The organism is Falsiroseomonas sp. RANM36, assembly GCF_056682175.1.
The window spans coordinates 1142848-1151748 of record NZ_JBWXTD010000003.1 but is presented as its reverse complement, the minus strand read 5'-3'; the positions used below and the strand labels follow the sequence as shown (position 1 = coordinate 1151748).

12 protein-coding genes are annotated in these 8901 nt (G+C 73.5%); 6 read left to right on the top strand and 6 right to left on the bottom strand.

Annotation, left to right across the window (positions count from 1 at the left end):
• The 4 genes from AC1MIR_RS10410 to AC1MIR_RS10395 form a co-directional block, all read left to right on the top strand.
• The coding region (locus AC1MIR_RS10410) for a tetratricopeptide repeat protein (protein ID WP_480028095.1) at nucleotides 1–790 on the top strand (790 nt) is incomplete at its 5' end.
• A 7-nt stretch (nucleotides 791–797) separates the two neighbouring features.
• Nucleotides 798–1697, top strand: a complete 900-nt coding sequence (gene ubiA, locus AC1MIR_RS10405; protein ID WP_480028094.1) for a 4-hydroxybenzoate octaprenyltransferase — start codon at nucleotides 798–800, stop codon at nucleotides 1695–1697.
• Nucleotides 1694–2332 carry a class I SAM-dependent methyltransferase gene (locus AC1MIR_RS10400; protein ID WP_480028093.1) on the top strand — a complete coding sequence of 213 codons (639 nt, stop codon included), beginning with the start codon at nucleotides 1694–1696 and terminating at the stop codon, nucleotides 2330–2332. The genes ubiA and AC1MIR_RS10400 overlap by 4 nt, the downstream gene beginning before the upstream one ends.
• A 35-nt stretch (nucleotides 2333–2367) precedes the next feature.
• Complete coding sequence (locus AC1MIR_RS10395) at nucleotides 2368–2796, top strand: hypothetical protein (protein WP_480028092.1); 429 nt, start codon at nucleotides 2368–2370, stop codon at nucleotides 2794–2796.
• A gap of 9 nt (nucleotides 2797–2805) precedes the next feature.
• On the opposite strand, the gene AC1MIR_RS10390 is transcribed toward AC1MIR_RS10395, so the two are convergent.
• The 6 genes from AC1MIR_RS10390 to AC1MIR_RS10365 all read right to left on the bottom strand — a co-directional run bounded on the left by AC1MIR_RS10390 (nucleotide 2806) and on the right by AC1MIR_RS10365 (nucleotide 7796).
• Complete coding sequence (locus AC1MIR_RS10390) at nucleotides 2806–3636, bottom strand: NADPH-dependent oxidoreductase (RefSeq protein WP_480028091.1); 831 nt, start codon at nucleotides 3634–3636, stop codon at nucleotides 2806–2808.
• Between the two features lie 11 nt (nucleotides 3637–3647).
• The gene (gene ptsP / locus AC1MIR_RS10385) at nucleotides 3648–5513 is read right to left on the bottom strand and encodes a phosphoenolpyruvate--protein phosphotransferase (RefSeq protein ID WP_480028090.1); all 1866 of its coding nucleotides are present in this window, start codon (nucleotides 5511–5513) and stop codon (nucleotides 3648–3650) included.
• Complete coding sequence (locus AC1MIR_RS10380) at nucleotides 5503–5772, bottom strand: HPr family phosphocarrier protein (RefSeq protein WP_480028740.1); 270 nt, start codon at nucleotides 5770–5772, stop codon at nucleotides 5503–5505. Before AC1MIR_RS10380 ends, ptsP begins: the two co-directional genes overlap by 11 nt.
• 95 nt (nucleotides 5773–5867) lie before the next feature.
• Nucleotides 5868–6323 (bottom strand): PTS sugar transporter subunit IIA, encoded by a 456-nt coding sequence (locus AC1MIR_RS10375; protein WP_480028089.1) that lies wholly within the window; start codon nucleotides 6321–6323, stop codon nucleotides 5868–5870.
• Between the two features lie 82 nt (nucleotides 6324–6405).
• On the bottom strand, nucleotides 6406–7344 hold the full coding sequence (rapZ, locus tag AC1MIR_RS10370) for an RNase adapter RapZ (RefSeq protein WP_480028088.1): 939 nt from the start codon (nucleotides 7342–7344) through the stop codon (nucleotides 6406–6408).
• Complete coding sequence (locus AC1MIR_RS10365) at nucleotides 7341–7796, bottom strand: HPr kinase/phosphorylase (RefSeq protein ID WP_480028087.1); 456 nt, start codon at nucleotides 7794–7796, stop codon at nucleotides 7341–7343. Before AC1MIR_RS10365 ends, rapZ begins: the two co-directional genes overlap by 4 nt.
• Before the next feature lie 158 nt (nucleotides 7797–7954).
• Here AC1MIR_RS10365 and AC1MIR_RS10360 point away from each other — a divergent pair, with 158 nt between their 5' ends.
• Together AC1MIR_RS10360 and AC1MIR_RS10355 are read left to right on the top strand one after the other, a co-directional pair.
• Nucleotides 7955–8431, top strand: a complete 477-nt coding sequence (locus AC1MIR_RS10360) for a DUF1203 domain-containing protein (RefSeq protein ID WP_480028086.1) — start codon at nucleotides 7955–7957, stop codon at nucleotides 8429–8431.
• 4 nt (nucleotides 8432–8435) lie between these two features.
• On the top strand, nucleotides 8436–8901 hold a 466-nt coding region (locus tag AC1MIR_RS10355), incomplete at its 3' end, for a pyridoxal-phosphate dependent enzyme (RefSeq protein WP_480028085.1).

Sequence of the window (8901 nt, the reverse complement as noted above, 5' to 3'; positions counted from 1 at the left end):
GGGGGGGGGGGGGCGCCCGGCGGCGGGGGGGGGGGCGGGGGGCGGGGCGGGGGGCGGCGGGGGGGGGGGGCCCCCCGCCGCGGGGGGCGCGCTGCACCGCCGCGGCGCCGCGCGCGGCGACGCCTTCTCGCAATTCCGGCTGGCCCTTGCGCTCGAGTTCGGCGAGCTCGGCCTGTCCCCGGATCCGGCCGCCGCGCTGGCGCTCTATCGGGCCGCCGCGGCCGCGGGGCATGTCGAGGCATCGCGCAAGCTCGGCATCGTGCACCAGGCGGGGCTGCTCGGGCTGCGCGCCGACAGGACCGCGGCGCTGGCATGGTTCCGACGCGCCGCCGAGGCCGGCGACGCGATCTCTGAGCGCGCGCTCGCCGGCGCCTATTGGACCGGCGAGGAGGGGCTGCCGCGCGACCGGGCGGAGGCGGTGCGGCGCTACCGAATCGCCGCGGAAGCGGGCGATGCGCCATCCCAGGTCATGCTGGCCTTCGCCTACCGGACCGGCGAGGGCGTGGCACGCGACGAGCGCGCGATGATGCGCTGGGCGCGCGCGGCGGCCGAGCAGGGCGACCCCGACGCGCAGAACACCCTCGGCTACGGCATCCTGCTCGGCCTCGATGGCAGCTACGACTTCGAGGAGGCGACGGCCTGGCTGATGCTCGCCGTGGAGCGCGCGCCGCCGGGCGCGCTGCGTGACCGCGCACGCGTCAACCTCGAGGCAGCGCGGTCACAGCTCGATGCCGCCGGTCTGGCGGAGGCGACGGCGCGGGCTGAGCGCCATCGCGCGCGCTTCCCATGAGTCCCGGATGAGCGGTTTCACCGATATCCGGGCGCAGGGCTGGGTGGCGCGGCTGCCGGCCTCCTGGCGCCCCTATGCGCTGCTGGCGCGCTTCGACCGGCCGATCGGCGCCTGGCTGCTCGTGCTGCCCGGCTATTGGGCCATCGCCGCTGGGGCGCCATCCTGGGCGGCCGGGCTGTGGCTGATCCTGCTGTTCACCCTTGGCGCCTTCGCGATGCGCGGCGCGGGCTGCGTGGTGAACGACCTCTGGGACCGCGAGCTGGACCGGCAGGTGGAGCGCACGCGCGGGCGGCCGCTGGCCTCCGGCGCGGTCACGCCCTGGCAGGCGGTGGCGTTCCTGGCGGCGCTCTGCGCGATCGGCGCGGCCGTGCTGTTCTCGCTGCCGGCCATGGCCATCGCGGTCGGGCTGTTCTCGCTGGTGCCGATCGCACTCTATCCGCTGGCCAAGCGCGTGACGGACTGGCCGCAGGCCGTGCTGGGCTTCGTCTTCTCCTGGGCGGCGCCGACCGGCTGGGCCGCGGCGACGGGCACGCTGGAGCCGGCCGCCTTCGCGCTCTGGGCCGCCGGCTTCTTCTGGATCCTCGGCTACGACACCGTCTATGCGCATCAGGACCGGGAGGACGACGCGCTGGTCGGCATCCGCTCCACCGCCCGGAAATTCGGCGCGGACTCCGCCGTCTTCGTCGCCGGCTGCTATGCGGCGACCGTCGCGCTGCTCGGCCTGGCCGGGCTGCTGGCGGGGGCCTCGCTCTGGTTCTTCCTGGCGCTGCTGGTGCCGGCCTGGATGCTCTCGCGCCAGGCGCAGGCGCTCGACATCCACGACCCGGCGCTGTGCCTGCGCCTGTTCAAGTCAAATCGCGAGGCCGGGCTGGCCATCGCGCTGGCCTTCCTGCTGGGCCGACTGTGACCGCGGAGGAGTTCGTCGCCGCGCATACCGCGGTGGCGCGCGCATCCCTGGTGCCCGAGATCGCGCTGCACCTCGCGTCGGAAATCACCCCGATCTGGCAGGCCACGGAAGACTGGCTACGAGAGAAGAACATCGAGCCGCCCTTCTGGGCTTTCGCCTGGCCCGGCGGGCAGGCCACCGCGCGGCTGCTGCTGGACGAACCCGCGCGGGTCGCGGGCAGGCGCGTGCTGGATTTCGCCGCCGGCTGCGGCATCGCCGCCATCGCCGCGGCAAAGGCCGGCGCGGCGCTGGTGGAGGCCGCCGAGATCGACCCGCTCGCGCGCGCCGCCGTGCGCCTCAACGCCGCGCTGAACGGCGTGGCGGTGGCGACGCCCGACGGCGACATTGTCGGCGCCGACTGCCGCTGGGACATCATCCTCGCCGGCGATGTCTGCTACGAGGCGCCGATGACCGCGCATATCCTGCCCTGGCTGCGCGCCATGGCGGCGCGCTGCGAGGTCTGGGTGGCCGATCCCGGCCGCGCCTACCTCCCCGGCCAGGGTCTCGAGCCCATCGCCAGGCACGCCGTGCCGACCAGCCTGGAGCTCGAGGACCGCACGCTGCGCGAGGTCACGATCTTCAGAATGTCGCCGTAACCCTGCCGCAACCGGGCGGCACCATGCTGCCCGCGATGCGGTTTTTTTGGTTCGTTCTTCTGGTCCTCTCCCTGGCACAGCCGGTCCTGGCGCAGACCGAGCGGCGCTATGACGACCGCGGCCGCGCTATCGGGCGCGCCGAGACGCAGGGCGGCACCACGCGCTTCTACGACGACCGCGGCCGCCACACCGGGCGCGCCGAGACGCAGGGCGGCACCACACGCTTCTACGACGACCGCGGCCGCTACACCGGGCGCGCCGAGACGCAGGGCGGCCGCACGCGCTTCTACGACGATCGCGGCCGCTACACCGGGCGGGAGGAGCGCCGCGACGGCACGATCCGCCGCTACGACGACCGCGGCGCCTTCACCGGCCGCAGCGAATTCGGCGGTGCCGGCACCCGGCGCGACTATGACGACCGTGGCCGCTTCACCGGCCGCAGCGAGGGCGGCATGGCGAAGTGAGGGAAACCCTCAGCGCAGCTTGAAACCGAGCGCCGCCAGCGCCTGCTTCATCCGGTCTCGCCCGCTCAGCGCCGCCGCTGTGCCGACACGCGCCAGCATGCGCTGCGTCCAGTCCTGCCGCCCCATGCCCACCGCCTCCGAGAAGGCGCCGAGCCGCGCATCATAGCCCGCGATCCGCGCCGCTTCCTCGTTCACCGCATACTGCTCGCGGTGCAGCACCAGCGATTGCGGCAGGCGCGGCTTCACGGCGGAGGGCACCGCCGGATCAGGATGCCCGACGCTCATCCCGAACACCGCGAAGGCGTTGGGCGGCAGGCCGAGTTCCTCCGCCACCGCCTCCGGGTGATGGCGCAGCGCGCCGACATAGACTGTGCCGAGGCCGAGCGATTCCGCCGCCACCACCGCGTTTTGCGCGGCGAGCGCCGCATCCACCAGCGCGACCATGTAGGATTCGAGGAATTCCAGCCCCTCCAGCTTGCGCCCATGCGCGGCGCCCAGCCGGTCCAGCCGCGACAGGTCGGCGATCCAGCACAGGAACAGCGGCGCCTGCGTGATGAAGCGCTGGTTGTTGGACAGCGCCGCGAGCCGCGCCTTGCGCGCCGGGTCGCTCACCGCGACGACGCTCCACGCCTGCTGGTTGGAGGAGGTCGGCGCCGATTGCGCAGCGGCGACCAGCGTCTCCAGCACGCCATCGGCCAGCGGCGTCGGCAGGAAGGCGCGGATCGAGCGATGCGCGAGGATGCTGTCCACCACGGCATTACCCGGCGCGCTCACATCCGGCGCATCGCCGCCATAGCGCGCGGCAAGCCTCGCCGCACCGGGTTGCGCGATACCGTCCATGTCGTCAGTCCTTATCCGCGCTCGGTCACGCCGCTCGCAAAACCGTCCACCAGCTCGCGGATGCGCGCGGGGTCGGACTGCTCCATCACGCGCCGCGCGAAGCGGGCGCAGTCGCCGATATCGAGCGCGCGCACCGCCTGCTTCACGCGCGGGATCGCGCTGGCGTTCATGGACAGGCATCGGATGCCGAGCCCGAGCAGCAGCGGCACCAGGCTCGGATTGCCCGCCATCTCGCCGCAGACGGACACCGGCATGCGCAGGCGCAGCGCGGCCTCGGTGGCGAACTGCATCAGCCGCAGCACCGCCGGATGCAGCGGATCGTAGAGATGCGCCACATCCGCCTCGCCGCGATCCACCGCCAGGGTGTACATCGCAAGGTCGTTGGTGCCGATGGCGAAGAAATCCGCCTCGAGCGCGATCGCATCGGCGGCCAGCGCCGCGCCCGGCGTCTCGATCATGGCGCCGAGCTCGGGCAGTTTCTCGGGCAGCTTCTCGCCGCGGCGGCGCACGCGCTTGGCGACGCGCTCGTAGATGTCGCGCGCCGCCTTCACCTCCTCCGGCACGGTCACCATCGGCAGCATCACGCGCACCGCGCCCTCCGGCGCCTGGGCAGCGACGCGCAGGATGGCGGCGAACTGCTCCTCCAGCAGCTCGGGCCGTTTCAGCAGCATGCGGATGCCGCGCAGGCCGAGCGCGGGGTTCGGCCCGGCATGCTGCGATTCGATGCCGGCGGCCAGCGCCTGCATGTCCTTCTCGCCGCCCCAGTCCAGCACGCGGATGGTGATCGGATCGCCGTTCATCGCCGCAACGATGGGCGCATAGGCGGCGAACTGGTCGTCCTCGTCCGGCAGGTCCTCGCGGTTCATGAAGAGGAACTCGGAGCGCAGCAGGCCGATGCCCTGGGCGCCGGCCTGGGCGATCAGCGGCAGCTCGGCCGGGATCTCCATGTTGGCCTGCAGCTCCACCAGCTCGCCATCGGTGGTCACCGCCGGCAGGCGGCGCAGCTTGCCGAGCCTCTGGCGCTCGCGCGCATAGGCCGCGAGCTGATCCTTCGCCTGCGCCAGCGTCGCGGCGGTGGGATGCAGCGCGATGCTCCCGGCCGCGCCGTCCAGCACCGCGGCATCGCCGCGCCGCGCCGCCTCGGTCAGGCCCGGCGCGCCGAGCACAGCCGGGATGCCGAGGGCGCGCAGCATGATCGCGGTGTGGCCGTCCGCGCCGCCTTCCTCGGTAGCCACGCCGGCGATGCGCGACGGGTCGAGCAGCGCGGCATCGGCCGGCGTCAGCTCCTCCGCCACCAGGATCGCGCCCTCCGGCACGTCCTTGAAGCTGCGGAAGGGGTTCTGGGTCAGGTTGCGCGTCAGGCGTCGCGCGATCTCCCGCACCTCGCCGGCGCGGCGCTTCAGCCCGGCCTTGTCGTCGTCGCGGGCGGCCAGGATCACCTCCGCGATCGCCTCGGCCTCGTCGGCGACCGCGGTCTCGGCGGCGAGCAGCTCGTTCTCGATGCGCTTGCGCGCGCCGCGGATCAGGCGGCTGTCGCCGAGCATCATCGCATAGGCGTCGAGCAGCGGCTCCAGCTCCTCCTGCGCCTCCTCCGGCAGCACCGAAAGCCGCGTCTTGAGCTTGCCGACCTGCTTGCGGGAGGTGGCGACGGCGGCGGCGAGGCGGTGCTTCTCCTCCTCCACGGCATCGGCCGCGACCTGCCGGCGCGGCGCCTCGGCCGGCGGCTCGGTGGTGTCGAAGACCGCGCCGATCGCAATGCCGGAGGACACCGCGATGCCGCGGATCACCACTTCCTTGCGGCGCGCGCCACGCCGCAAGGCGGGTTCGGCGGGCCTGGCCTCGCCCTTCTCGCTGCGCTCCGGCCGTTCAGTCTTCATGGAAGCCGGCCTCGACAAGGCCAGCGACCGCCTCCAGGGCTTCCTTGGCGTCCCAGCCTTCGGCTTCGATCGTGATCTCGCTGCCCTGGCCGGCGCCCAGCATCATCAGCCCCATGATGGAGCAGGCCGGCACCGTCTGGCCGTGGCGGGAGACGTTGACGCAGGCGGAGAAGCGTTCCGCCACGCCCACCAGCTTGGCGGCCGCCCGCGCATGCAGGCCGCGGCTGTTGATGATGCGCAGCGTCCGCTTCATCAGCATCCCGCCCGAGGCATCGCAGCCGCAGGCGCCCGGCTCGGCCGCCGCCGGCATCGCGGCATGCGCCTTGGCCTCGCCCGCCTCGTCCGGCCACTCGTTCATGAGCCCCTCCCCGCGGCGACGGCCGGCGTCGGCGCCGCGCCGCCATTGGCCTTGGCGGCCTCCGGCATCTCAGCCGCGCAGGCGATGTATTTGCGGCCCGCGGCGGTCGCATGCGCCACCGCCTCGGCCAGCGGCTCGGTGCCGCGGATCTTCGCCAGCTTCACCAGCAGCGGCAGGTTCACGCCGGCGATCACCTCCACCTTGCGGTGATCGCAGAGCTGGAAGGCGAGGTTGGAGGGCGTGCCGCCAAGGATGTCCGTCAGCACCACCACGCCGTCGCCCTGCTCCACCTCGGCGATCGAGGCGCGGATATCCTCGCGCCGCGCCTCCATCCGGTCCTCGGGGAAGATGCACACCGTCGCCACCGCGTCCTGCGCGCCGACCACATGCTCCATCGCCGCGCGCAGTTCCTCGGCGAGACGTCCGTGCGTCACCAGCACCAGGCCGATCATCGGCGTCGGGGTCCCCGGTGCCGACGTGCCGAACCGCGCGGGACGCAACGCGGACATCCAACCGGTTTCGAAGGGTCGATCGTCATGACGAAGGAGCCAGGGCCTCCCGCCCCGCTTGAGGCGCATCAGGCACGGCAATCCTGCCCGATGCCTGCGCGAGTTCCCGGTGGATCACGTCCACACGCCATCCCTGCGCCTTCAGATGGGCCGCCAGGCGCTCTGCAACAAGCACCGATCTGTGGCGGCCGCCCGTGCAGCCCAGGGCGATGGTGAGGTACTTCTTTCCCTCCGCGACGTAGCGGGGCAACAGGAGCTCCAACAGCCCTGTCATGCGAGTCCAGAAGGGTTCGAAATTGTCGTCGGCCTCGACATAGGCGGCGACCGCAGGGTCCTTGCCGGTCTGCGGGCGCAGCACCGGATCGTAATGCGGGTTGCGCAGGAAGCGCAGGTCGAGCACGAGGTCCGCTTCCCGAGGCAGGCCGCGCGGATAGCCGAAGGACAGGATCGCCACGTCGAGCCCGGCCGGCCCCGGCGGGCGGAAGCGCCGCTCGATCATCCGGCGCAGCTCGGGCAGCGGCAGCTCGGAGGTGTCGATCACCACGTCGGCGGCCTCGGCCAGCGGGGCCAGCAACTCCGCCTCCCGCGCGATGCCGTCCGCGACGCGCGAGCCGAGCGGCCCGCCGGGCGTCAGCGGGTGGCGCCGCCGTGTTTCCGAGAAGCGGCGGAGCAGCACCGCCTCCTCGGCGGTCGCGAAGATCAGGCTGGCGGCGATGTCGGGGCGGGTGCGCAGATGCTCGACCGCGCCGAGCACCTCGGTCGCCCGGAACCCGCGGGAGCGGGCATCCACCCCGATCGCGATCGGCGTCAGGCCGTCGCAGACCAGCTCCTCCAGGATGTTGAGCGGGGGGTTGTCCACCGTCTCGAAGCCGAGATCCTCGAGCGTGCGCAGGATGGAGGCCTTGCCGGCACCGGACAGGCCGGTCACCAGCACGACGGGGCGCGGGGGGGCTGCGTCGCTCACGCCGGGAAGGCTCCGGCGGCCAGCGTCAGCCTTCCGCAGGCGGCGTCCAGCGCCAGGGCGACCTTGTCGGGCGCGGCCGCCTCCCGCCCGGCCAGCGCGATGCGCGGCAGGGTCCGGCCATGCGACTCGAAGTGGCGGGGCTCCGGCAGGCGCGGCGGCACCGCGCCTTCCGGCAGCAGGTCCACCACCAGGCGCAGGCGCGCCGGGCCGGCTACCGGCAGGTCGCGCACCAGGCCGAGGCCGCGCACCTCCAGCATGCCGCGCAGCGGCGCCGGGGGCGCGGCCATGAGCAGATCGGGAGGTTCCGCGTCCAATTCCACCTGATCGTCCGCCACCAGCGCCCAACCGCGGCCCATCAACCTGAGCACGAGCTCGGACTTCCCCGCGCCCGAAGGGCCGAGGAACAACACGCCGTCGCCGCCGCGGGCAGCGCAGGAGGCGTGAAGAGGCATTCCCGGTGAGGCCCCCATGCCAAGCCGGCGGAACATGGCAGAAGCGAGGCAGGGGTCAAGGGACCGGCGGTTGGCGCCGCCGACATGCCAGCGCAACCGCCGGAGGGCGCGGCGCGGCGGCTTGCGCCACAAGCCGGCTGCCCGAGGGGAGAGAGCCCATGACCGCCTTCCGCTGCATTGCCATGCCGACCGAGGCCGCAAGCCGCTTCCGCGCGACCGGGCGCGACGACCGCGGCGGCGCGCTGCACCGGCGGGTGGCGGACGGCCCGGGCTTCCCCTGCAGGCACTGCCTGCGGCTCGCCGAGCCAGGCGAGGAGATGCTGCTGGGAAGCTGGGACCTGCCGCGGCCGGGCGGGGTCTACTGGACCCCGAGCCCGATCTTCCTCCATGCCCGGGACTGCCCGCGCTTCGCGGTGGCGAACGCCATCCCGCCGACGGTGCTGGCCAACGGCATCGTCTCCGTCCGCAGCTACGACGCGGCGGAGATGTGCCTCTACGACCTCGGCCAGGTCTGCGAAGGCAAGGACGTGGAAACGCCCCTGCTGCGGGCGCTGTCCGATCCGCGCACGCGCTTCGTGAACATCCACACCGCCCGGCCGGGCTGCTGGCTCGCGGGCGCGGAGGTGCTTAGATGAGGGGATGACCAGCCCCTCCCGCCTCGAGATCGAAGCCGCCGCCGCGCGCATCGCCCCCCATCTCCGCCGCACCCCGGTGATGCGGATGGGCGGCGGCGATCTGGGGCTGGATAGCGCTCTCATCCTGAAGCTGGAGCTGCTGCAGGCCACCGGCAGCTTCAAGCCGCGCGGCGCCTTCAACCGGATGCTGTCGGCGCAGCTGCCGGCGGCGGGGGTGGCGACCGCCTCCGGCGGCAACCACGGTGCGGCGGTTGCCTATGCCGCCCGCGCACTCGGCGTGAAGGCGGAGGTGTTCTGCCCCACCGGCACGCCGGCCGCGAAGACCGACCGGATCGAGGGCTATGGCGCCGTTCTGCACCGGATCGGCGCCGCCTATGACGAGGCGCGCATCGCCAGCGAGGCGCCGGCCCCCGACGCCCGCCCGCCGGACGGACACCCCGCACGCACCCCCCCCCGGCGGGCCCGGCGCG